The sequence below is a fragment of the Rhodohalobacter sp. genome (assembly GCF_034521535.1).
In the GTDB taxonomy this organism is placed as follows: domain Bacteria; phylum Bacteroidota; class Rhodothermia; order Balneolales; family Balneolaceae; genus Rhodohalobacter.
This window is the reverse complement of sequence record NZ_JAXHMF010000006.1, coordinates 974,664-996,378: the sequence shown is the minus strand read 5'-3', so window position 1 is coordinate 996,378 and position 21,715 is coordinate 974,664. Positions and strand designations below refer to the sequence as shown.

The 21,715-nt window shown below is 43.2% G+C and carries 27 protein-coding genes and 1 pseudogene; 5 read left to right on the top strand and 23 right to left on the bottom strand.

The window, feature by feature from the left end; genetic code table 11:
• Positions 1 to 45: 45 nt before the first annotated feature.
• Together U5K35_RS16635 and U5K35_RS16630 are read right to left on the bottom strand one after the other, a co-directional pair.
• Entirely contained in the window at positions 46 to 438 is a 393-nt protein-coding gene (locus U5K35_RS16635) for a hypothetical protein (RefSeq protein ID WP_322572631.1), read from the bottom strand.
• A 251-nt stretch (positions 439 to 689) separates the two neighbouring features.
• Positions 690 to 1,205: a DUF427 domain-containing protein gene (locus tag U5K35_RS16630; protein ID WP_322572630.1), complete on the bottom strand. Its 516-nt coding sequence runs from the start codon at positions 1,203 to 1,205 to the stop codon at positions 690 to 692.
• A gap of 199 nt (positions 1,206 to 1,404) precedes the next feature.
• Here U5K35_RS16630 and U5K35_RS16625 point away from each other — a divergent pair, with 199 nt between their 5' ends.
• A complete protein-coding gene (locus U5K35_RS16625; RefSeq protein ID WP_322572629.1) occupies positions 1,405 to 1,989 on the top strand; it encodes a pyridoxamine 5'-phosphate oxidase family protein in 585 nt (194 codons plus the stop codon).
• Positions 1,990 to 2,120: 131 nt separating this feature from the next.
• Entirely contained in the window at positions 2,121 to 2,483 is a 363-nt protein-coding gene (locus tag U5K35_RS16620) for a DoxX family protein (protein WP_322572628.1), read from the top strand.
• Positions 2,484 to 2,901: 418 nt separating this feature from the next.
• Here the strand turns inward: U5K35_RS16620 and U5K35_RS16615 are convergent, their stop codons facing one another.
• On the bottom strand, positions 2,902 to 3,252 hold the full coding sequence (locus U5K35_RS16615; RefSeq protein ID WP_322572627.1) for a DoxX family protein: 351 nt from the start codon (positions 3,250 to 3,252) through the stop codon (positions 2,902 to 2,904).
• A gap of 133 nt (positions 3,253 to 3,385) precedes the next feature.
• The gene (locus U5K35_RS16610) at positions 3,386 to 3,550 is read right to left on the bottom strand and encodes a hypothetical protein (RefSeq protein ID WP_322572626.1); all 165 of its coding nucleotides are present in this window, start codon (positions 3,548 to 3,550) and stop codon (positions 3,386 to 3,388) included.
• A 174-nt stretch (positions 3,551 to 3,724) separates the two neighbouring features.
• Between U5K35_RS16610 and U5K35_RS16605 the strand changes: the two genes are divergently transcribed.
• Positions 3,725 to 4,711, top strand: coding sequence for an L-lactate dehydrogenase (locus U5K35_RS16605; RefSeq protein ID WP_322572625.1), 987 nt, complete (start codon positions 3,725 to 3,727; stop codon positions 4,709 to 4,711).
• Between the two features lie 42 nt (positions 4,712 to 4,753).
• On the opposite strand, the gene U5K35_RS16600 is transcribed toward U5K35_RS16605, so the two are convergent.
• From U5K35_RS16600 to U5K35_RS16565, 8 genes and pseudogenes are all read right to left on the bottom strand, one after another.
• On the bottom strand, positions 4,754 to 4,915 hold the full coding sequence (locus U5K35_RS16600) for a hypothetical protein (RefSeq protein ID WP_322572624.1): 162 nt from the start codon (positions 4,913 to 4,915) through the stop codon (positions 4,754 to 4,756).
• Positions 4,916 to 5,325: 410 nt separating this feature from the next.
• The gene (locus tag U5K35_RS16595; RefSeq protein ID WP_322572623.1) at positions 5,326 to 5,769 is read right to left on the bottom strand and encodes a hypothetical protein; all 444 of its coding nucleotides are present in this window, start codon (positions 5,767 to 5,769) and stop codon (positions 5,326 to 5,328) included.
• Positions 5,770 to 5,851: 82 nt separating this feature from the next.
• Positions 5,852 to 6,970, bottom strand: a complete 1,119-nt coding sequence (locus U5K35_RS16590) for a trans-sulfuration enzyme family protein (RefSeq protein ID WP_322572622.1) — start codon at positions 6,968 to 6,970, stop codon at positions 5,852 to 5,854.
• Between the two features lie 391 nt (positions 6,971 to 7,361).
• Positions 7,362 to 7,817, bottom strand: coding sequence for an OsmC family protein (locus U5K35_RS16585; protein WP_322572621.1), 456 nt, complete (start codon positions 7,815 to 7,817; stop codon positions 7,362 to 7,364).
• A pseudogene (gene trxA, locus U5K35_RS16580) lies at positions 7,804 to 8,151 on the bottom strand (thioredoxin); the annotation flags it as partial. The gene U5K35_RS16585 and the pseudogene trxA, both read right to left, overlap by 14 nt.
• A 96-nt stretch (positions 8,152 to 8,247) precedes the next feature.
• Positions 8,248 to 8,493 (bottom strand): hypothetical protein, encoded by a 246-nt coding sequence (locus U5K35_RS16575; protein ID WP_322572619.1) that lies wholly within the window; start codon positions 8,491 to 8,493, stop codon positions 8,248 to 8,250.
• A 139-nt stretch (positions 8,494 to 8,632) separates the two neighbouring features.
• Positions 8,633 to 9,277, bottom strand: coding sequence for a Crp/Fnr family transcriptional regulator (locus tag U5K35_RS16570; protein WP_322572618.1), 645 nt, complete (start codon positions 9,275 to 9,277; stop codon positions 8,633 to 8,635).
• A 47-nt stretch (positions 9,278 to 9,324) separates the two neighbouring features.
• Positions 9,325 to 9,777: an SRPBCC domain-containing protein gene (locus U5K35_RS16565; protein ID WP_322572617.1), complete on the bottom strand. Its 453-nt coding sequence runs from the start codon at positions 9,775 to 9,777 to the stop codon at positions 9,325 to 9,327.
• 210 nt (positions 9,778 to 9,987) lie between these two features.
• Between U5K35_RS16565 and dat the strand changes: the two genes are divergently transcribed.
• Together dat and U5K35_RS16555 are read left to right on the top strand one after the other, a co-directional pair.
• Positions 9,988 to 10,836 (top strand): D-amino-acid transaminase, encoded by an 849-nt coding sequence (gene dat, locus U5K35_RS16560; protein ID WP_322572616.1) that lies wholly within the window; start codon positions 9,988 to 9,990, stop codon positions 10,834 to 10,836.
• 313 nt (positions 10,837 to 11,149) lie between these two features.
• Entirely contained in the window at positions 11,150 to 11,587 is a 438-nt protein-coding gene (locus U5K35_RS16555; protein ID WP_322572615.1) for a TraR/DksA family transcriptional regulator, read from the top strand.
• Positions 11,588 to 11,710: 123 nt separating this feature from the next.
• Here U5K35_RS16555 and U5K35_RS16550 read toward each other — a convergent pair whose 3' ends face one another.
• The 11 genes from U5K35_RS16550 to U5K35_RS19820 form a co-directional block, all read right to left on the bottom strand.
• Positions 11,711 to 11,929 carry a cold shock domain-containing protein gene (locus tag U5K35_RS16550; RefSeq protein WP_322572614.1) on the bottom strand — a complete coding sequence of 73 codons (219 nt, stop codon included), beginning with the start codon at positions 11,927 to 11,929 and terminating at the stop codon, positions 11,711 to 11,713.
• Between the two features lie 206 nt (positions 11,930 to 12,135).
• Entirely contained in the window at positions 12,136 to 14,928 is a 2,793-nt protein-coding gene (ppc, locus tag U5K35_RS16545) for a phosphoenolpyruvate carboxylase (RefSeq protein WP_322572613.1), read from the bottom strand.
• 163 nt (positions 14,929 to 15,091) lie between these two features.
• On the bottom strand, positions 15,092 to 16,810 hold the full coding sequence (locus tag U5K35_RS16540; protein WP_322572612.1) for a Na(+)/H(+) antiporter subunit D: 1,719 nt from the start codon (positions 16,808 to 16,810) through the stop codon (positions 15,092 to 15,094).
• Positions 16,811 to 17,044: 234 nt separating this feature from the next.
• Positions 17,045 to 18,526: a monovalent cation/H+ antiporter subunit D family protein gene (locus U5K35_RS16535; RefSeq protein ID WP_322572611.1), complete on the bottom strand. Its 1,482-nt coding sequence runs from the start codon at positions 18,524 to 18,526 to the stop codon at positions 17,045 to 17,047.
• A 78-nt stretch (positions 18,527 to 18,604) separates the two neighbouring features.
• Entirely contained in the window at positions 18,605 to 20,086 is a 1,482-nt protein-coding gene (locus U5K35_RS16530) for a monovalent cation/H+ antiporter subunit D family protein (protein ID WP_322572610.1), read from the bottom strand.
• Complete coding sequence (locus U5K35_RS16525; RefSeq protein ID WP_322572609.1) at positions 20,083 to 20,451, bottom strand: cation:proton antiporter subunit C; 369 nt, start codon at positions 20,449 to 20,451, stop codon at positions 20,083 to 20,085. The genes U5K35_RS16530 and U5K35_RS16525 overlap by 4 nt, the downstream gene beginning before the upstream one ends.
• Positions 20,444 to 20,884, bottom strand: a complete 441-nt coding sequence (locus U5K35_RS16520) for an MnhB domain-containing protein (protein ID WP_322572608.1) — start codon at positions 20,882 to 20,884, stop codon at positions 20,444 to 20,446. Before U5K35_RS16520 ends, U5K35_RS16525 begins: the two co-directional genes overlap by 8 nt.
• Positions 20,881 to 21,183 (bottom strand): hydrogen gas-evolving membrane-bound hydrogenase subunit E, encoded by a 303-nt coding sequence (gene mbhE, locus U5K35_RS16515; RefSeq protein ID WP_322572607.1) that lies wholly within the window; start codon positions 21,181 to 21,183, stop codon positions 20,881 to 20,883. Before mbhE ends, U5K35_RS16520 begins: the two co-directional genes overlap by 4 nt.
• Entirely contained in the window at positions 21,180 to 21,425 is a 246-nt protein-coding gene (locus U5K35_RS16510; RefSeq protein WP_322572606.1) for a Na(+)/H(+) antiporter subunit B, read from the bottom strand. The genes mbhE and U5K35_RS16510 overlap by 4 nt, the downstream gene beginning before the upstream one ends.
• The gene (locus U5K35_RS19825) at positions 21,425 to 21,586 is read right to left on the bottom strand and encodes a monovalent cation/H(+) antiporter subunit G (protein WP_416221658.1); all 162 of its coding nucleotides are present in this window, start codon (positions 21,584 to 21,586) and stop codon (positions 21,425 to 21,427) included. Before U5K35_RS19825 ends, U5K35_RS16510 begins: the two co-directional genes overlap by 1 nt.
• 40 nt (positions 21,587 to 21,626) lie before the next feature.
• Positions 21,627 to 21,689 (bottom strand): hypothetical protein, encoded by a 63-nt coding sequence (locus tag U5K35_RS19820; RefSeq protein WP_416221657.1) that lies wholly within the window; start codon positions 21,687 to 21,689, stop codon positions 21,627 to 21,629.
• Between the last annotated feature and the right edge of the window lie 26 nt (positions 21,690 to 21,715).

The window sequence follows — 21,715 nt, the reverse complement described above, 5'->3', positions numbered from 1 at the left end:
CTTTCTGCCTATGTACAAAGTAGAACCATATCACGCTGAAATGGGTCAATCAACAGTGTTGACGGTACTTTTTGACAGACGGTTCAGTGTCCATAAGACACCCATTGATACCAAGAGGGCGACCGCGGCGAAACCCAGTGCAATGAATGGCATCGGCGGACCCCACACCAGCGATGAAAGTGCTGCAGTTATGACCAGGGAAATAGCCCACGCCAAACGAATGGGCCTGGCCCATTTGCGCAATCGGAAGTTTGTAAACACGGTTAACAGACTCAGAATCCCGCATAAGAGTTGTACAATGGTCTCCATTATCTGCCCGATGGTGTTGGAATGAGAGAATTGATGAACCCCTCCGGCGATGGCCCACCATGCAAGCATGATAAGAAACAGAATGATAAAGGCCGGTAATAAACGGTCGACGAAGAGTTTGCGAATCATGGAATAAATTTGAGATTCTTATACAATCTAATTCAGTATTAAAGGGTTTCGATAAAGTCTTTACAACAGCAAAATATAGCCGTTACATATATCTATCGGTAAGGATATAATTTGATTACTCTATCTGTCGAAATTCTGATTCAATAAGAAAAATCAATGAGGGGCGTATTCATGAATTAAGACTTCTAACAGCTTACGCATAGTTGGAATGAATCAATATTCTGTTTCAATTACTAAAATAAAATAGGCCGCTACCATCCGCCGGTACCGGACTCGCCTTTTACGGGCCCTACGATCTCGGGAGTCATCCAGCCGCCATAAAATCCGCCGGGCTGGGGTTCTACGCGAATGTTGTCAACATAGCATTCCAATTTGCCGGGATAAAAAGAGAAGTAACCGGCAATCTCTTTAAAGGGAGGTGTGGGATTTTCGTAGCTCCAGGCAGCTTTTTCAAGCGTATTGCCGTCAACTGAAATATTCCAGTAGGTAGCCTTTCCTTTCCACTCACAGAAAGAGGAGCCGGATGCTTTTTCAAAAAACTCTGTTTTTACATCTTTTGGCGGAAGGTAAAATGTGGGCGGACTCGCCGTTTCCAAAACTCTTACGGACTCTGTCGTTTTCGCAATTGTTTGATCCATCCATTTTACTTCCACGAGTCTGCTGTCCTTAGCCGGTTCGGGAGGCCGGGGATAATCCCAAACGGATTCTTCACCGGGGCCGGGTTCTTTTGCAAAATCGGGACGCTCACTTCCATCGTATTTCCACATAGTTAAATAAATTATTGATTGGGATTTCATTTCTAAAACCCCAATCAGCGATCAAGCGTTTTAAAAAAACCTGCATTATATTGAAGTCCGGAATCAGGAAACAATTTTTTTGAACTTAGTATACGATTCTATTGTAATAGAGCTAGATCATCTGTTGGTTTCAAATTTTTAAAAGCCAATTCATCAAAACGGAAAACCATTGAGTAAACAAGAAGTCGTAACAGAAAAGATGTCGTTAAAAGAAGCCTGGGATCGTGTAATGGAGCAGGTAAAGGAGGCTGTATCGGGAGGCGGTCACTCTTATCGGTATGTGACACTGGCCACCGTCGATAAAACGAATTTACCACAGCAGAGAACGGTTGTGCTTCGTGATTTTTCGGATGAATCAGAGTTTACCGTTTATACAGATAGCAGGTCTGAAAAGGTGAGTGAGATGATGGAAAATGGTTCCGTGAGTCTTCTGTTCTACGATGATAAAAAGAAGCTGCAGCTCAGGGTCAACGGAAGTGCTTCAATCATAAAAGCGGGAGATGAGTATAAGCGGAACTGGGAAAACCGGGGAAGTAAGAGTCCGCATTCTTATACCTCCGTTATTCCGCCGGGGACTGAGATTGAGAGCCCGGAAAAGGCTTTTGACTGGCATCTGGAGGGTACTCCTAACTTTTGTTTGATCAAAATCAAAGCAGAACGGATGGAATTTCTGCAGCTGAATGGAGTCGAACATATCAGGGCAGAGAAAATTGTTGGTGAAGGAGAAGAGAAAAACCGGTGGATAGCACCTTAGCAAATTGTTGAAGAGATTGGTTGCAGGCAAATATCGATGTTGTCTTGAAAGAAGAAAGGTTATATAATACAAATAGGTTGGTCGGGCCCAATGTAACTGAATACCGCCATGTATTTTAAAAGACATTTACCATGGAATATTTAATGATAGCGTTAAAACTCATTGTTGGATTAAGTATCCTCAACGTATGGCTTGTTCGTTCGAAAAAATCGACGGATTGGAGAGGCGGTGATGCGAATAATATTAGGGAAGAGTTCAAAAACTACGGTCTTCCGGTTTGGTTTATGTATGTGATTGGCACAGCCAAAGTTGCCCTGGCTCTTTTGCTCATAGCCTCCATCTACTATCCGCAGTTTGAGGCCGTAGCCGCCTATGGAATCGCATTTCTGATGCTGGGTGCCGTAACCATGCATATAAAAATCAGCGATCCGCTCAAAAAATCACTCCCGGCTTTTAGCTTCCTGGTACTTTCTCTGGTCATAGCTCTCCTATAATTTGGCAATAGAAAAGCACAGCTAAAATTTTTTTGGAAGCTATAAGATTTCCCCTTCTTACAAAGGAGGGGACAAAATTGGCTTGTCTTTCTTAGCCTCGCACAGGTAGACAGGTAGAGAGATAGTATGTGTTTGAAAAGAATGAAAAGTATTTGCTGCTGATATCATTTCCACGAAACCGCAAAGCCTCAAAGCTGTACAAAGTTTCTCTGCGAAACTCTGCGTTTCAATCAGCGCAAATCTGCGAGAAACAAATACTCAGAATCTAAACACTTATCAACACCAGATTTAGTAGGTGCTGTTTCTGTTTTAGACTCCATAAAACCCATTCATGGGTTCAACACACGAGCGCGGGATTTATCCCCGCGAAAAACCAGGAAGAGAAAATCAATAGCAGTCAATTAGCACACAATCCAATTCACCAAAGATTATAAAACCCAACCGTCAGCCACGCATTGATCAGCATGAAAATAATGGATGGAAGGGATTGAAGAACGCTGTCTTTGATTTTGATGCGAACGATAAAGGCTACCAGCATCATGGCGGTAAATCCGGCTGCAGCCAAGAGTCCGATGACAGGCATCATCAAACCAGCGAACAGCCCCGCCGATCCTGCAATTTGCAAAGTCCCTGTAAGCTTTCGCTGCGAATCAGTCATGCCGAATCGCTTAAACTCATCAATCATCATCTGCGAGTTCAGGGATTGAAATCCGTAAAACAGAAAAAAGATGGCGTTCAGGATTACTCCGAATTGGAATGTAGCGGTCAAGCGTCTTTTGATTTGAAGGTTTGGATAAGCGTGATGTTTTTTATGTCCCGGCCTTTAAAAATCTGAATTCAATGTTCTTTTGCAGGTTGCCGGATGTTGACAGCAGAAGCTTCTTTGGGTTGATTTCGTTCGGTTATTTTTTGTCATCTTTATCGCGATTGTGGCCGGGACGGGTATGTGCCGGAGGATCGCTTGCCGGAAATGTTTTATCAAGTTCTTTATCGAGCTCAGTTTTTTTAGTCTCTTGTTCGTTCTTGTCTTTTTTCTTCTCTTCCATGACAATTTCGTGTTTTATCAATGTTTCAGCTCATTTATATTAACAGTTTAGAAAGGGGCAACATTCATACTTGCTGTGGAGTGCCTGCGTAAGATGATGCCTTACACAAAACCGACTTTACAGGCTTGAACGATGGCTCAGCACAAAGAGTTTTAATAACATGTTAAGGAACAATTTTTTAGTGGAATTTATATCATGAAAAAGCAAAATAATCGAGACCATCAGACAGAGAGTACAGCCTGGAGATCGCGAAAAGTGGTTATTGTAGGAGCAGGTGCAGTAGGGGCAACGTTTGCATATGCAATGGCGCAAAACGGTTCGGCAGATGAGATATGCCTGGTTGATCTCAATCAAGATCTTTGTAAAGGACAGGTTCTGGACCTTTCCCACGGTCTACCGTTTTATCCAACCATAAATATATACGCCGGTACTGAAGAGGATTATGCGGATGCCGACGTGATTGTAATTACAGCCGGTGCTGCTCAGAAGAAAGGGGAAACACGCCTGGATTTGCTTAAAAAGAACGGCGCCATAATTGAGGGTATTGTAGATCAGATTACTGCCCAAAATTCTAAAGCTACCATTGTAGTGGTGACCAATCCGGTAGATATTTTGACAAAAATTGCGCTGGAACGTTCGGGCTGGGATCGCAGCAGGGTAATCGGGTCCGGGACGGTACTGGACAGCTCACGATTTAAATATCTGCTGAGTGAATTCTTTGATGTCTACGTAGGGAGTATTCACGCCTATATCCTGGGAGAGCATGGCGACAGTGAGTTTGCCGCCTGGTCGATGGCAAACATTTCGGGTGTGCAACTCGATGAATATAGCAAACAGCTTGGCATTAAGAACTGGCAGGAAAAGAAAAAGGAGATTGAACTGGAAGTTCGGGACTCCGCGTATCATATTATTGATTACAAAGGTGCCACTAATTTTGGTGTTGGTCTGGCACTGGTACAGATCGTCAGTGCGATCCTGAAAAATCAGAGACGGGTACTCACGGTTTCGTATCATCTGGAGGGAGAGTACGAGATCAATGACATCTGTCTGGCTACGCCATGCCTGATCTCACAAGACGGAGTGGCCTCTATTATTGGTACGGAACTGACCGATGAAGAACAGAAAAAATTGGTCCATTCAGCTGATGTATTGAAAAAAGAATATTCTGCCTTGAAAAATTAATCACTTACAACATCAGGCTTCCCGTAAGTAAAAGGGAAACTGCTAAATTTTTTGGACAAAATTCCTCCAATTCAGTTGATATAGCGTGATTCTGTTTCGATATGAAATTTTGCCGTCTTCACTTTGAACAGAGTAGATGTCGATTTTTGCTCTTTCGAACTTTTCGCGAATCAGCGTAAGATATGCAGCCTTGTATGTGCCCATGGACAAATTCCGACTTCCCGATTGAGATGTATGTCCAAGTTTTATCTGATAAAAATAGGATGCAATTACAATAAAAAAAGGGATTAAGGTTTTCAGCCTTAATCCCTAAATGGTTGTCGAGAAGTGTGCTCAAGCACTTCTCAAAAGTACTCTTGTTTATTATTTGTGTATCGTGGTTCTCTGCATATAAGGCACGAGAAAACAGGAACCCTTACAGATACACAGAAAATAATTTATAATTTTTTGCAGTCGCTAAATTATTGAATCGTAGTCGATTAAGAGGATTTATAAATTACTGGCTTCAATTAATTTTAGATGAAATTGAGCATGTGGCAAAAATCTGAGAGCAGAAATTAGTCTCGTGCTATTTGAAAACGTCCTGATTAGAACTGGATTTCTGATTTCTCCCCTTATTTCCGCAGCTGATTCTTTACTCTCCATGAATAACCGGTTGAAGTGTGGCAGTTATTGCAGGCCCGAATCATAACCTGGTTTCTTTCCTGAACACGATCCCAGTCACCTGATTCCACGGCATCTTCCAACACTTCGATTGTCGGTTCAAGCATTTTCTCAGTCAGCTGACCAACCGGCTGATCGTGATAAACCAAATTTGCTTCAATGATCTCTTCAGTTGCCTCCTCCAGCTCATGAATATAGAAATCGAGCAGCTCTCCGTTTTCATTATCGATGGCATAAGAAATTTTATGTACGACAGACTGCATCAAAGTCATGGTTTCGTAAAGAGAAGGCTTCTGAAGTTCTTTAACCTGATTTTCAAGAGTTGTCATTTTTACCCAGAGAAAACCGCTGAGTATGATAAGAAAGACGCAAAGTGCGGCTAATGCTTTGTTCATGACAATTGCGGTGAATGGTTATAATTCCAATTGGTTGTCTATAAATAAATTAAATATTCACTTTAGTGAATCAGAATTTAATTTATCCCAGCGCCTGCTCAATATCCTCAATAATATCATCAGGATGCTCCAGTCCTACGCTGACTCGAATCAGGTTTACCGGAGTCACAGATCCTTCTCCTTCGCTGCTCTGACGATGCTCCCAGGTGCTTTCCACACCGCCCAGGCTTGTTGCCCGCTTAATCAGTTTGGATCGTCCCACTACCGCAATGCTCTCTTTCTGGTCTGCATCCACCAGGAATGAAACCATGCCGCCAAAACCCTTCATCTGCTTCTTGGCAATTTCATGACCCGGATGGGAGGGAAGTCCCGGATAGATAACTTTTGAAACTTTTGGATGTTCATTCAGAAAGTGAGCTACTTTTTCGGCGTGTTCATTATGGCCTTTCATTCTATAGGCAAGGGATCGTGTGCTGCGGCTCAGCATCCAGCAATCTTGTGCCGAAGGAACAGCCCCACCCATTTTTTGAATCAGCTTGATACGCTCGAACCAATCATCGTCTATTTTGGCAACCAGAGCTCCGCCGAGGATATCGCTGTGTCCGCCAAAATATTTGGATGTGGAGTGCAGAACTAAGTCTACTCCAAGTTCAAGGGGCAGTTGATTTACCGGTGTGGGCCAGGTATTATCGGCCACGGTTCGGATTCCGTGCTCTTTAGCCAGTGAAGTAACGGCCTCAATATCGGTGATTCGCATCAGCGGATTGGATGGCGTCTCAATCCAGATCAGTTTTGTGTTGGAACGGATATGTTTTTCGATGTTCTCTAAATCGGTCATATCGATGAAGTCCGATTCTATTCCCCATCCGGTCATGATCTTATTGACCATTTTTCGGTTGCCCGCGTACACGTCTTCCGGAATGATGATGTGATCGCCCGGATGCAAGGATTGTAAAACCGCCATACCCGCCGCAATTCCGGATGAAAATGCCGCTGCGGCTTCGCCGCCTTCAAGTGTTGCGATTAGGTGTTCAAACTGAAGCCGATTCGGATTTCCAAGCCTGGTATAGTGAAGATCCGATTCATCCCGGCCCTCCTCGTTGATCTCATAAATGGTACTGGGAGAGATGGGCGGAACAATCGATTTGGAAGGATTGTGAATGTCGAGTCCCGCGTGGATGGCTTTCGTTTCGAATCGCATAGTAATCAGTTTTTAAAATGAAAATGAATTCCCCCTTTGACCTGTCTTCCATAGCTTTAGCGAAGGGAGAAGGGGACAGGGGGATGATTATTTTTTGTGTCGTTATTTAAATCAGTATAGTGAATATGTATGAATTCCTCTTTGAAGTAGCAGGGATAATGAAAATATTTATCCCGTATTTCAAATCAATTATTAAGTCAGCAGTGCTGTCAATAGTTGTCCCTGTTGCCACGGAAGCACGGAAAATTAAATCCCATTCCGTGTTTCCGTGGCAATCCCAAAAGATCTATTGTTAAAATAATAAACCACGGATAAAAAAATTGCAGGCCCTGTCATGAACCTGCAATCCAATAACCACAACCCTCTTGATGAATAGTCAGGGGAATAATATCTAAGCAGCTACTTCAACCTTCACAACCGGCACTACTATCACATCAGCCTTGATGGATCGTGTAATTAAACAGATCTCTTCAGCTTTTTCCAATAAACGATACGCTTTTTTCTCTTTAGCCTCATCGCTGATCGTCAGAGTTGCTTTTATAGTGACCTCGCTCATCACAAATTTGCCGTTTTCATCCCGGCTCATTTTTCCTGAACTGTTGATCTTCAGATCCTCAAACTCAAATTTTGAATACTCAGCAACAGCGGTAAAGGATGTTAGAAAACAGCTGCTAACCGAAGCGGTAAACAGATGCTCGGGCGACCATACTCCGTCAACGCCGCCGGGAAACTCAGGAGGTGTGGCTACGTCCAGCTTGTCATCAAGTGCCGGGGAATCCATGGTTCCGATTCGTCCCTCTTTCCAGGCAATATTTACCTCATAACTATGCTCTTCACTGCTGCTCATACTCGGCTGTTTTTTGGTTGATAATTTGTTCGAGTTGAGCTGCCTGAACCACTCCGGATTGCTGCCAGAGAATTTGTCCGTTCTTGAAAAGGATCAGTGACGGAACCCCGCGTACCTGGTATTTGATAGCTGCCTGTGGATTCTTCTCCGCATCAATTTTGATAATGTTGATATTATCTCCAAGACGTTTCTTTAAATCCTTCAGAATCGGACCCATCATTTTGCAAGGGCCGCACCAGTCGGCGTAAAAATCTACGAGAACAGGTGTATCACCTTTAATGATGTCGTTAAATGTCATCTGTTTTGTTTCTGTACTCATGTCTCTGTTATTTTTTTTGTGGTTACTGTAAGTTGAATTTGTTTACCATAAAAGTCCCTTCCTTTCGAAGGAGGGGAACGTCAATGTCTAAGCTCTTTACTATAAATCACGCTACTTAATCTCTTCATACTCTACATCCTCAATCGCCTCATCCGAAGCGACGGCACGGGGCGCACATTGTCCGGCCAGGCATCCCGTATTGGTTACGGCCTGAAACAGAAAAAAGATTGAAAGTACGCCGGAAAGTGAAGCACCGTGCATCAGCCAGTTATAGCCCAATACAAGTCCAAATGCCAAGGCAACCCAGCGCATCGGATGCCAGTTTGTAAATAACTGCTCAGATAGATTTGAAAACATAAAATGTAATATTGTGGTTATTTGAAATTGGAAGACAGAGATTAGAACGGCCGTGTAAAGGTAATCTTACCGGGTAAACCGTATCTGGGTCATCCAAAACAAATTTACTGAGCAGAAATGCAAAACTCAGTTACAAATGTTACAGAAGTGTGATTTTATTTCGACTAAGCCTGACCAGTTTGTTGCTCTCCATCTGTTTTAGCAGGCGACTGATGACAACCCTTGCTGTTCCCAGTTCGTTGGCGAGCTCTTCATGCGTAATTTTGATAGATCGTTTTCCGCTTACTTCAGATCTCTTTTTCAGAAAACGAAGCAGACGCTCGTCCATTTTTTTGAAGGCTACGGCATTTACAACATCCAGCAGCTCCTGAAATCGCTGGTGATATATTCGGAAAATGTAGTCGATCCACTCCGGATGTTTTTTGGTGAGAATCCCCAATTTTTCTACAGGAAGCAGCAATACCTCGCTTTTTTCGTTTGCCACTGCCTTAAGCTGATTGTTCTCATTATAGAGTCCGTTCAAAACAGACATTATGCAGGTGTCGCCCTCTTTTAGGTAGTAAAGCAAAAGCTCTTTGAAATCATCGTCGGACTGATATATCTTCACGCTTCCTTTGAGTATGATGGGAATAGCGCGAATTGATGAGTTCTCCTCAAACAGAACATCACCCTGCTCCATTTTTCTGATTTGCCCATAGCGCCTCAGGTCAGTCAGAAATTCTTCAGAGGCTTCAAACTCCGCAATTTTCTTTAGCTTATCGATGGATTGGGTATCATTTATCATACCTGCTAAGATAACAGAGAATCCGAACATCAACCACTATTCTTAAGCTAATTTTGAACGGAGCGGAATTTTTCTTCACACTGCTCTTTTAAGGCAATATTCATCTCTTGAAAACCCCGTTCAGTTTTCTTTAGTGTACTTTTTAGAAAGGGGACCATCAGGCCGGAAAATGATTCGCCATGCTCCACAGCTGTACTGCCGTTGGGAAGTTTCTCAAGAAGAAAGTAATGTTCGCCGTCAAATAACCCCTTTATAAAAAGTTTTCCACTCCACCGAAATTCTTTTTGATCCTCATTTTTAAGAACACTGGGGCTGAAGGTCATCGGTTTATCGAAATCGGGTGGGAGCATGGTTACGGAGATCTGATTTCCGGTTTCGGCGAGGCCTTCAATCTCCCGGATAAATGGATTCCAGTGAGGGTAGTTTTGAAAATTCATCAAAACATCCCAAACAATATGGGCAGGGGCGTGAATGTGAATGATGGTCTTAATCTCTTTCATGGGTGAATTTGTAAAAAATTATTTCATGAGAACATCATCTATTTACGTGATGAATCGATAGTTGTTGCGAGGATATCACAGATCGATAGCACGTTTTAACAATTCCATTTCAGAATTGAGGTGTGAATAGTTTATTTTACGGCTTACTCTCATACCGTATTCATAAAACCCGATCCTCCGGAAATATTAACAGCTCAATCAAAACAGAAAATGCAGGTATATTTAAACGGTGAATTTCTAGAACAAAAAAAGGCGGCAGTTTCTGTTGCGGATCGTGGATTTGTATTTGGTGATGGCGTGTATGAAGTGACTCGTATTATAAACGGTAAATTTTTTCAGGAAGAAGAGCATCTGGTCCGCCTGGATGAGGGATTGAAAGGATTGAAAATCAATCTGAATGATGAACTCAGACACTCGATACCTGAGATCAGTCGCGATTTAATCAAACGAAACGGACATACAGAAGGTGAGGCAACGGTATACTTGCAGATCACTCGCGGGGCCGCTTTTCCGCGAACTCACACATTTCCGGATCCCGAAGTGCCCCCAACGATTTATCTTTCATCGGGACCGTTTAAACCGCACAAAGAACTTCATGAAAGAGGAGTGGAGGTGATCACGGTTCCGGATGTTCGATGGACACGATGCAATCTGAAAACGATAAATCTGCTGCCGAACACACTTGCCAAACAGCAGGCAAAAGAGGCAGGGGCAAACAGTGCGATAATGATTCGGGACGGAGTGGTAACCGAGAGCCCAAACGCGAATATTTTTGGTGTGAAAGATGGAAAACTCTTCACTTTTCCGGCATCAAACTATATACTGAACGGAATTACACGCCGGGTGGTGATTGATATTGCAAACTCAAACAACATACCTCTGATTACCGAACCGGTTCGGCAGGATGATCTCTACGATATGGATGAACTTTTTTTCACGGGAACCACCACTGATATTCAGCCGATCATAAAAGTTGACGGGCGTAAAATAGGCAGCGGTAAACCGGGAGAAGTAGTGCGGTCTATTCAAAAAGAGTACAACAACCGTCTTTATGGATGATTTGACGGATCCGTCTTTTCATAAATTTGTTAGCTTTCGAATGTAGCTACAAAAAGTGTAATACACATTTTCTGGTACCGATAAAGAAGCAAGGAAAACCTCGATTTCTTTGCGTTATCCCCGCTTTTGGTATAATCGTCTCATCATTTATAGTAAACTGTATGAATTGGAGTAGTACGCTTCCCCATAAAGTCCGGGATCCGTGCTCTATCTCCTCAATAAGCCATAGGGAGTTCCCCTATTTTTGGGGATATGTTTTCTGGTTATTCTGTGGTAGAACAAAATAACAACAGAAAAAATTAACCTCGAGACGATGGAAGCATTAAATAAATTCCCACAAACCACTGAAGATCTTAAAACCATTTTGTCGCCTGAAGAACTCTCATATTTTGAAGCGATTATTTTGAGAAAAAGAGAGGAATCACAGGACGAACTGGAATATTTGCAAAGACAGATAGAGGATATTCGTTCATCAGATGATGATGACGCCTCATCCCTGACTCATCACATGGGAGACCTGGGCAGCAAAGAGGAGAGTCTTGACTTAACGTACAGACTGATTCAAAGAAATAGAAAATACATCAATGAGCTGAACAGAGCTCTGGTGCGTATCGAAAATGGAACGTATGGGATTTGCAGGGCTACAGGAGAGCCAATCGAGAAGGGACGCCTTGAGTTTGCTCCGCATACCAGATATACGATTGAAGCTAAGAAAAAAGGATTGGATAAGAAGAGAGCCGCTTTTGCGTAATTAAGAAGGTAAGATTAGAGAGATAAGTGCCCGGTTAGGGGTTCCGGGTACAAAAGAAAAAAGCCCGTTCTGAAAAATCAGAACGGGCTTTTACTATTTCCGTTTGAGCGGAAAATTTGTCGCTTATTCGTATGTAAGGCTGTTTACTTCAACAGCGCTGAGTCCCTTAGGAGTCTCTTCTACGTCAAACTCGACCTCTTCTCCATCTTCCAAACCTTGGTTAGGAGCTAGGTTGTTTACGTTGTTTCTGTGTACGAAAATATCTTTGCTTCCGTCGTTAGGCTTAATGAATCCAAATCCTTTTTCGGCATCAAACCACTTTACTGTTCCTTGTTGTGTCATTGTATTGTATTGGTATTATTAGTCACCCAATAAAGGGTATTTCAGAAGAGTAGAGTTGAATTAACGCGTCAGTCTTAAGAAAGGCTTACCGGGTGTTGTTATATTGTGTTCTCTATTATAAGAGTTTTGTTATCCAATGTCTATTATCTGCGAAAATTATTTTTTGGATAAGGGAAGGCATTCTAACGCCTTCCCTTACAGTTAGATCATCCCGTGCTCTGCATGGCCGCTGCAACGCCATTAATGCTTAGAAACAGCAGCTGTTTGAGTTCATTCAGTTCTTCTTCGCTATCGGCTTTATCTTTTCTGTTCAGCAACTCAACCTGAATCAAGTTCAACGGGTAGGTAAAGACATTTCTGAAAGCAATAGAGTTTTGTATCACTTTTCTGCTGTCAAGAATTTCATCCTGTTCCGTAATTTGAAGGATGATCTCCCTGGACTTTTCAAAATCTTTGATAATCCGTTCGTGGATTCGTTTATCAGCTCTCTCGCTGTACATCTGGGAAGTGAGCGGGTGCGTGCGGGCAATTTCACGCTGTGCGTTATCCACGATAGTTCCGAAAAAACTCCACTCTTTATACCACTTCTTAAGCAGATCAATGGTTTCCGGTTTTTCTTTCAGAATGGGTTCTAGAGATGCACCCAGTCCGTACCAGCCCGGCACGTTGTATCGGACTTGAGTCCAGCCGAATACCCAGGGAATTGCTCTCAGGTTTTCGAACTGAAGGCCTTGTTTACCTCCCCTTGAAACCGGTCGGGATGCAATGGGCAAATTACCGATGTGCTCAACCGGTGTGATTTTTTTAAACCATGGCCAGAACTCTTCGTCGTCGATTAAATCTCTATACGCCTCCATTGAACCTTCGGCTATCCTGTTCATGATAGACTCGGTTTCATCACCTTCAACAATCGGCTTTTGACCTTCACCGGCTGTAACCCTGGCAACTGCATTTACAATCTGTTCCAGGTGGCGACGTGTGATTTCCGGCAGAGAGTACCGGAACGAGATAATTTCACCCTGCTCGGTAAACCGGATGCGTCCGTTGTTACTGATGGATGGAAGTCCCAATATTGCGCGATTGGATCGGCCACCGCCACGACCCACAGAGCCTCCGCGCCCGTGGAAAAGCCTGAAGTCTATGTTATTCTTTCGAAGAACTTCTCCCAGCTCCAATTGAGCTTTTTGCAGAGCCCAGTTGGCCATCCAGTAACCGCCGTCTTTGTTACTGTCGGAATATCCGAGCATAATTTCCTGGAAATCGTTTCTGGCTTTTACCTGCTTTTTGTAAATCGGATTTGACAGAATGTTCTGCATCTGCTCGGCGCCCATGTCTAAATCCTCAATGGTTTCAAACAAAGGTACGACATCAATTTCGCTTTCAATCTTGCCGTTTTTCATTCTCCAGAGGCCGGTCTCTTTGGCCAAAAGAACCACCTCCAGCATATCACTCACACCGTGCGTCATACTGATGATATAACAGCCGAACGCATTTTCGTCCAGCTCTTTCAATGTGGTAATGAGCCGGAAGACGTTTAAAATCTCTTCGGTAGGTTCACTCAGTTTTGCATTCACAGGAGCTAGCGGTCGCGGATTTCGAAGCTCGCTCATAAGAAGATCAACTTTTTCCTTCTCATCCAATGATGCGTACTCGGAATGAACGTTTGCCTCTGAAAGCAGTTCACTCACGGCGCTCTCATGGCGGCCGCTGTGCTGACGAATATCCAGGGCGGCCATGTGGAACCCGAATGTTTTAGCCCGTATCATCAGATCATTGAAATCTCCAAACCGTGCAACATCCTCAAGCCCGGCTTCTTTCAGTGAATTGGCGATCAACTCTAAATCTTTTACAAAATCTGAAGCCTGGTACGTTGCTGATTCCAGTACCTCTTGCTCAGGCTGATCCAGTGCATCCAGCATGATTTGCAATCTGTGCATGATGTGTGTGATCTTTCTGCGAAACGGTTCGTTCTTATAGGGCCGTTTATACTGCTCGCTTAGCGGAACCTCTTTCTCATCTTTCTTAAGCGATTTTATCAGCTGATCCGGTACCTCAACGAAGTTTTTCGATACTGATAAATATCGGCGAATCATTCTGAGATCTCTCAGATATAGCTTTAACGCTACACGCCTATGGTAGGTTAATGTTTTCCATGTTACATCGCGGGTAACGTTCGGATTCCCGTCACGATCGCTGCCAATCCAGGAGCGATACTTTAGAACGATTGGAAGATCGGGGGTTTTATCGTATTGCTGGGAAAAAGCAGAACGGATGTCATCATAAAGTCTTGGCACGGTTTCCCAAATAGTATTTGAAAAGAAAAACAAGCCGTTTTCAACTTCATCCTCTACAGTGAGGCGTTCCGGTCGAACCTCATCGGTTGAGATCAAAAGAGCAATCTCATTTACTACCTGATGCAGATAGGCATCTCTTTCGTTCGGGGTCAGGTTTTCATTTTCAAGCTGGTCAATCTTGGCAGTAATACTTTCCTGCTTGTAGAGAACACTTCTGCGACGTGCCTCTGTTGGATGTGCTGTAACAGTCGGCTGGATATCAAGCTTTTTAAACAACTCGAGGGCATCCTCGTAGCTCATTTCTTTCTCCTTGAAATACCGCAGGGCGTCAGCTATGCTTTCAGATCTGGGATTTTCAATATCGATCGTCTTGGATCGCTCCCGGTTTATGCGGATAATCTCGTGCTGTTCAAGAGAGTTGACAAGGTGGAAAAAGATAGTGGTAAGCCTGAGCAGACCTCTGATTTCGTCTGAAGATAGGCTGCTGATTTTTTCAACCAGCTCCTTGTTCTCTTTTCCTCCATTTTGATTGAGCGCGGAAGCGGCTTGATCCGGTAGTTTGGCAGCCAGTTCGCGGAGCGGTTCTTTATTATTATTAGCCAGGTAATCTTCCAGGAGAGCCGTCAGCGATGTTAATTTGTCCGTAAGCGGTTCACTGATATTGGATTTTTTTGCGTAGTGATGTATTGTTTCTTTCCATCTCATAGAAATTCTCTTCCCTTCAGATTAATTATTTAAATGATTTTTTTTAAACCTTCACAACGATCTGATCAAAAAATCAGAATTCTCATCGTCTTAATTTAAAAAGCAATTTGTTTACTGTTGTCAGTCCGACTGATTTATACGATCAGTGCCGGACCGATGAATCTCATGTTAGGTAGAAGAGCGAAAACACCAATACTGTAAAAAGTACAAAACTCATAACAACTTCCATAGAAGGACTGTATCGAGAGGCCTGGTTTTCCCGATCCGTAAACGGATTGAGCCAAAGCATCGGATTCTTGAATTTTTTGGTTATATATTCTGAAATGGACAACATTATTGTATCGGCAACACCGAAAGCTTTATCTACATTATAGACAAAAACTTTTTTCACTAAAGTAGCCGGTTTACGGTAAAACCAATCAGTGTCAAGGGCGATTTTGGCATCTCCCTCCAGTTTTTTCCGAAGTATCCAGAATCCGATAAATGTAAATACCAAGATCTGAACTGTTTCTACGAGGTGATAAACCGTATAGGGATCGTAGTCTACCGGGTAAGGCAAATATTGGTATAAAAGTCCGGGAAATACTCCGAAAAGTGTACAGAAAAATGCCCCGATACCCATGGCAATTAACATGTTGAAAGGAACAGGTTTCACTGTAATTTCACTTTTTGACTCACCAAACCATGTAAAATACGGAAGTTTCAGGCCTGTGTGCAGGAAGGTACCTACAGAGGCGAGAAGCAGAAGAAGCAATACCCACTCGTAATGGGCTTCACCCGCTGCACTGATCACCATCGATTTACTGATAAATCCGTTAAAAAGCGGGAATCCGGAAATAGAGAATGCCCCGATCATATACAGGAACACAACTACCTTCATTTTACTTGCAAACCCTCCCAATTCTGTGAGCTTGCTTTTACCCGTTGAATAAAGAACGGCACCGGCACCCATAAACAGCAGCGATTTATAGAGTATGTGACTAAATGCGTGTGCCGTGGTTCCGTTGAGCGCCATTTCAGTACCTATACCTACACCGGCTACCATATATCCTACCTGAGAAATAATGTGGTAGGCCAAAATTTGACGAATATCATTTGCCAGAACCGCATAAACTACGCCATAGAGGGCCATTGCTACGCCAAACCAAATTAATATCTCCCAGCCGGGAAAGATTCTTATTAAAACATAAACCGCAGACTTTGTGGTGAATGCACTCATGAAGACTGCACCCGTAATTGTGGCTTTTGGGTAAGCATCAGCCAGCCAGGCATGAAGGGGAGGGATGGCAGAATTAACGGCAACACCCAGTAAAATCAGTACGGATGAAAAGGAATATACATTTGGTAAACTTTCAATAAGGATAGAACCAGTTTCTGTGGTATGCCACAAAATACCCCCCAAAAGTAAACCACCTCCAAAAATATGAACTAATAGGTACCTTAAGCCGGCTTTATCAGTTTCTTCTGTTCTTCGTGCCCAAATCAGGTATGCAGAACTGACAGCCATAAGTTCCCAGAAAATATATAGCGTAAAATAGTCTCCGGCAAAAGTTACACCCAGGGCCCCGCCAGCATAAACCAACGCTGAGGATTGTTGCCCGAGGTCTTTAATGTGGAATGCATAAATACCGCCAATAATAGCTATCATCGCGAAAATGGTCCCGAAAATCTTGCTTAGCGAATCAGCATAAACCGGAACAAGTTCGTAATCTCCAAATGGGAGAGTTAACGTATAGTTTTCGGGTAACTGCCAAAGAACGGCCAATGCAAGTAATGGAAATATCAGGAAAGCCGAGGACCGAACATTTTTTGGTATTAGTGGCAGTAAAAATCCGCCAAGAATAACTATGACAGCCGGTATTAGTAAAAAATCAATGATCATAATACTGCTCACTTCTGAAGATGAAAAGTTTGCCTAACCACTTTGAAACATAAATGATTACAACACAACTGAGAAATCCCCAAATGATGTAAAATCCCGGTATGGCATTCCACCAGTGGGAATCATAGTCTGCTAACATTGTGAACTCCAGAATCAAACTGATCACACATAGAACTCCCAAAGTTATCCAGTGCCAAGCTTTCATAATTCTATCGTTTTTTTATTTTATTCATTTTAAACTCCAGTAAATAACGTTTTGGCGATGGAACTCGCAAGATCAAAAAAGCTAAAAAACAGGTTGGGAAACATGCCAAATAAAATCGATAGAGAGGCTGTAATAAATAGAGGTACGACCATAAATGGCGATGCCTCTCCATAGTTCTCCAGTCCTTCACCTTTTCTGAAATAAGCCCGTTGAATAATTGGGAAAAAGTAACCCACATTCAGCAATCCACTGATAATTAGTATTACCAATGGTAGTACCATATCACCTTCGAGTGAACCAAGGGCTAAATACCACTTACTAACAAAGCCGTTTAGTGGCGGAATACCCGCAAGCCCCATAGAACCGATCGTAAAAGCAGCCATTGTCCATGGCATCGCTTTTGCTATGCCATTAAGATTACTGATATTTTCGCGGTGTAAATTTACATAGATTGCGCCAGCACAAAAGAACAATGTGATCTTCATGGTTGCGTGTGCAGCAATATGCATAATTCCACCCTGCATGCCGAGAGGGGTTAAAAGTGCAACTCCCAATACAATATAGGAGAGATGGCCAACTGTTGAATAAGCAAGACGACGCTTGAGATTATCTTGGGCGAATGCAAGAAGCGAAGCGACAATAATGGTAGTACCTGCCAAAATAATTAGAATGTCATTCAATCCGTATTCAGCCATAACATCAGTACCAAAAACAAAACCAACAACCCTGATAACAGCGAATACACCCGATTTAACAACAGCAACAGCATGTAATAAAGCACTTACCGGAGTTGGTGCCGCCATTGCTGAGGGGAGCCAGCCGTGTAATGGCATTATACCTGCCTTAACTCCAACCCCGCCCATGAAAAGAATAAAGATTACCAATATTACATTATGTGGCAGATCTACATCTGTGAAAACTCCACTCGGGGTAAATTCAAGTGTTCCTGTATACGTGTAAACCATACCGGCAGCAGCAATAAGCAAAAGCCCTGCGGTGAGCGTAAATGCCAGATATTTGCGTCCGGCACGTATCGCTTTTTCAGTCTCTTTATGAATTACCAGCGGGTAGGTGGCAAGTGTTAATATTTCGTAAAAAAGAATGAACGTTAGAAGATTTGCTGAAAAAGCAATACCGATTGTAGCAGATAAGCAAACAGCAAAGCTTGCAAAATAACGAGTCTGTTTATCTTCGCCGGCTCCGCGCATGTACCCAATGGAATAGAAAGAAGTAAAAATCCATAAGCCTGAAGCAATCACCGCAAAATAGACACCGAGCGGATCGGCATTAAGCGCAAACGGCAGGCCGGGAGCCAGATCAAACAGATGCAGGGTAACGCTCTCACCTTTAAGTGCAGAGGGTAGAAGCGTCAGAACCAGCCCGAATTTTACAAGTGCGGCAAGGATGGTCCACGTTTCCCGTAAATTCGGTTTGGATGAACTCCATAGAATGAGCGGGACCGCTGCAAGCGATGTTAAAATAGCTAATAAAGGTACAAGCGTAAGATCCATCTATCTTTATATGTATTTAAAGTCTTCTAAAAACTGAGTCAGAAATTGGCAGTGACAAATTTTTGAATTGATTTTTAATTACATCGGGAAAATATTAAACAGAAATCCAACGATTGCTGCGTTTGCAAAACCGATTACAAACAGTGCGATAGCAAGAACCGACGTTGGAAACATCATGCTGAAACCGACTTCATTCCGCTCGGCATCTGCTGCCGCTTCCTGATCTTTCTTCGGATTCATCATATAAACTTTTTCAAGAATTCTGAAGAAGTAGACAGCATTCAGCAACGAACTGATTAATATGACCGCCAGAAAAATCCAGTTTTCGTTATCGATTGTTCCAAGCGCCAGATACCATTTACTGAAGAAACCTGCCAATGGAGGCAAACCAACCATGGATATGGCGGCAACACTAAATGAGGCCATGGTCCACGGATATTTTTTTCTATAAGTATCGTCAAATTTGCTGATGTCTGAATGGCCTTCTTTCATTCGAAGATTTCCGGCAACAAGAAACAGACAGGCTTTCATTACAGCATGATTTAATACATGCAGCAAGGCACCTGCAAAACCAAGCGGATTGGCTAAACTAAGCCCCATGATGATGTATCCAATCTGTGATATACTGCTGTATGCCAGCATACGCTTCATTTCAGTTTGGGCAATTGCCATAATTGATCCATAGAGTATTCCAATCGCAGCCAGAACACCAATCACAGTAGTTATGGGCGCAACGGCATCGGCCAGTTCAACCCCGAATAAGAAGAACACAATACGGAAAAGAATGTACGCTCCTACTTTTGTCCCGATCGGGGCAATGAGTGCTGTGGAACTGGATGAAGCGTAGGTATACGCGTCGGGCAGCCAGCCATGCAGTGGAAAAAGAGCCGCTTTTACACCGATACCGACCACCATTAACACCAGTGCTGCCACAACAGATGTGTTCGCAGCAAATGTGGGCAGCATGGCTGCCATGTCTATAATATTGAGTGTTCCTGTTACGGTATACAAAAATCCGACACCCAATAAATAGAGTGTACCGCCGGCTGTTCCGATAATCAGATATCTGAATGCGGCGAACGGTGCGGGACGCGAGCCGATGGCAATTAATCCATAGCTGGCCAAAGAGGAAATTTCAAGAAAAACGTAGAGATTAAACAGATCACCGGTCAGTATCATCCCGTTGAAACCGAGAAGTGCGAGCATTGCCAGGGCAAAGTAGGGCATCTCTTTACCGGGATACTCCGTTCGGGCTACTTGTCTTGAGTGGATAAGAACAAAAAATGCTACCGTATTAATAACAAGTACAAAGAATCCGGACAGTCCGTCATAAACAAATTCAATTCCTATCGGTGGTTCCCATCCGCCAAAAAAGTATCGGATACTGCCCGATTGCAGGTAGGTTGCAAATGCATAGAGAGACAGTATGGATGCTATGCCTGAGCCCAAAACCGCAAGAGGTTGTGCAGACTTTGGTTTCCATAGCCCAAACATCGAAATCAGTATGGAAAATAGTACAAATGTAAGTGCGATTAATGCAGGTAAATGCGAATCGATCATTGAATTTTTTCTAGCAGTTCCTGTTCATCAAGGGTACCGTATCGATTGTAGATAGCCATAATCAGGGTAAAGGCAACTCCCAGGGTTGCCACGCCAACTACAATGGCGGTCAGCATTAGTGTGTGTGGAAGAGGATTGAGATAGTTCGCGACCTGCTCAACCGGAATGTTTGAATCTTTAACCGGAACGGTTGCATCCCATTTGGATGCAATTGAGACAAAATAGAGAACAACAGAGACCTGAAAGATGGCCAGCCCAATTGTTTTTTTGACCAGATTCTTTTTAAAAAGTATTCCATATAGTCCTACGCACAGTAGTATCACAACAAACCAGTACGCATAGTGACCCAGAAAAAAATCAAGCATAATCTTCCCCTTTTACCATATTATCATAAATCATTACCAGGATGGCCATTACCGCCAAACCAATTCCCACTTCAATGATGAGTATACCCCAGTACCGAACCATAGCAGGTTCCATACCTGTGAATGGCAGCATTTCGTAATCAAGAAAGTATCCGCCCATTATCATAGCCACCAACCCCGTGGTAAAGTAGATGACGACTCCAAAGATAGCCAGCGGCGTAGTGGCAAACTCCTGAATCTGAAGCCGGGAAACGCGCCTTCCACCGGAAAGACGTATTAATAGTATGGACGCAGCAAGCAGCGTGCCGCCCTGAAACCCACCACCGGGACTGTAGTGGCCAAAAAAGATGACGTACAACCCAAACAGCATAATGTATGGACTCAACAACCTGGAACCGAGCAGAACAATCGGACTTTCTTCTTGTCGCCTCATACCTGCCTCCTCCGACTACGCAGAATTAAGATTGTGATGAGTCCGGCAGTAAAAACTACCACCTGTTCGCCAAACGTATCCACGCTTCTGTAATCGCCAAGAATTACGGTTACGATGTTTGGAGTTTTTGCGTCATGATAAGCTTCCTGAATAACATAGCTGCCAACTACTTCCGTACCGGTGATACTTTCTTCTGCATGCATCAGGTTGTCAGGATCGCCGCGATAGGGCAGGTCGCTGGCCGCGTATATCATAACGGAGGCAAATAAAACCAGTATGATGATTTTTAGTGCTTTCAATCTTTTGAATGTCTTGTGGTTTGATAGATTACAACAACATATAGAATTCCGGACACGCCGGCGCCAATTACAGCCTCGGTAAATCCTACATCAATGGCGCCCATCGTTACGAAGAGGAGTGCGACTAAAAAACTAAATACGGTGGTCATCACAACAGCTACCAGTAAATCTTTAACCTCAAGCGCAACGATAGCTGAAAGCAACAGAAAGATGTAAATCACAAGTTCTAATTCCCAGTTCATTAAGACTGTCCTCCTTTCTTATCGTCATGAAGAAGTGGCTTTAGACCTTTTTTGAAAGCGGCTCGCGCCAGGGCGTGCGTTCCGATTGGATTGGAAAGTGCTATAAACAGTACAATCAAAAAGAGCTTGCCGCTGCTGAGCGTAAATCCTTCGTAGACAATCAGACCTATGATTACAAAAAATACACCGAGTGTATCACTTTTACTTACAGCATGCGGTGCGAGAGTAAAAATCGGGTAACCTTAAAATACCGATGCTGCCCATCAGCATAAAGACAATGCCAAGAGTAA

What these genes read in the sequence shown, in the direction of transcription:
- U5K35_RS16635 (WP_322572631.1), bottom strand. Translation starts at nt 438, where the DNA reads ATGATTCGCAAACTCTTCGTCGACCGTTTATTACCGGCCTTTATCATT.
- U5K35_RS16630 (WP_322572630.1), bottom strand. Translation starts at nt 1,205, where the DNA reads ATGTGGAAATACGATGGAAGTGAGCGTCCCGATTTTGCAAAAGAACCC.
- U5K35_RS16620 (WP_322572628.1), top strand. Translation starts at nt 2,121, where the DNA reads ATGGAATATTTAATGATAGCGTTAAAACTCATTGTTGGATTAAGTATC.
- U5K35_RS16605 (WP_322572625.1), top strand. Translation starts at nt 3,725, where the DNA reads ATGAAAAAGCAAAATAATCGAGACCATCAGACAGAGAGTACAGCCTGG.
- U5K35_RS16600 (WP_322572624.1), bottom strand. Translation starts at nt 4,915, where the DNA reads ATGGGCACATACAAGGCTGCATATCTTACGCTGATTCGCGAAAAGTTC.
- U5K35_RS16595 (WP_322572623.1), bottom strand. Translation starts at nt 5,769, where the DNA reads ATGAACAAAGCATTAGCCGCACTTTGCGTCTTTCTTATCATACTCAGC.
- U5K35_RS16590 (WP_322572622.1), bottom strand. Translation starts at nt 6,970, where the DNA reads ATGCGATTCGAAACGAAAGCCATCCACGCGGGACTCGACATTCACAAT.
- U5K35_RS16585 (WP_322572621.1), bottom strand. Translation starts at nt 7,817, where the DNA reads ATGAGCAGCAGTGAAGAGCATAGTTATGAGGTAAATATTGCCTGGAAA.
- U5K35_RS16575 (WP_322572619.1), bottom strand. Translation starts at nt 8,493, where the DNA reads ATGTTTTCAAATCTATCTGAGCAGTTATTTACAAACTGGCATCCGATG.
- U5K35_RS16570 (WP_322572618.1), bottom strand. Translation starts at nt 9,277, where the DNA reads ATGATAAATGATACCCAATCCATCGATAAGCTAAAGAAAATTGCGGAG.
- U5K35_RS16565 (WP_322572617.1), bottom strand. Translation starts at nt 9,777, where the DNA reads ATGAAAGAGATTAAGACCATCATTCACATTCACGCCCCTGCCCATATT.
- dat (WP_322572616.1), top strand. Translation starts at nt 9,988, where the DNA reads ATGCAGGTATATTTAAACGGTGAATTTCTAGAACAAAAAAAGGCGGCA.
- U5K35_RS16555 (WP_322572615.1), top strand. Translation starts at nt 11,150, where the DNA reads ATGGAAGCATTAAATAAATTCCCACAAACCACTGAAGATCTTAAAACC.
- U5K35_RS16550 (WP_322572614.1), bottom strand. Translation starts at nt 11,929, where the DNA reads ATGACACAACAAGGAACAGTAAAGTGGTTTGATGCCGAAAAAGGATTT.
- ppc (WP_322572613.1), bottom strand. Translation starts at nt 14,928, where the DNA reads ATGAGATGGAAAGAAACAATACATCACTACGCAAAAAAATCCAATATC.
- U5K35_RS16540 (WP_322572612.1), bottom strand. Translation starts at nt 16,810, where the DNA reads ATGATCATTGATTTTTTACTAATACCGGCTGTCATAGTTATTCTTGGC.
- U5K35_RS16535 (WP_322572611.1), bottom strand. Translation starts at nt 18,526, where the DNA reads ATGGATCTTACGCTTGTACCTTTATTAGCTATTTTAACATCGCTTGCA.
- U5K35_RS16530 (WP_322572610.1), bottom strand. Translation starts at nt 20,086, where the DNA reads ATGATCGATTCGCATTTACCTGCATTAATCGCACTTACATTTGTACTA.
- U5K35_RS16525 (WP_322572609.1), bottom strand. Translation starts at nt 20,451, where the DNA reads ATGCTTGATTTTTTTCTGGGTCACTATGCGTACTGGTTTGTTGTGATA.
- U5K35_RS16520 (WP_322572608.1), bottom strand. Translation starts at nt 20,884, where the DNA reads ATGAGGCGACAAGAAGAAAGTCCGATTGTTCTGCTCGGTTCCAGGTTG.
- U5K35_RS16510 (WP_322572606.1), bottom strand. Translation starts at nt 21,425, where the DNA reads ATGAACTGGGAATTAGAACTTGTGATTTACATCTTTCTGTTGCTTTCA.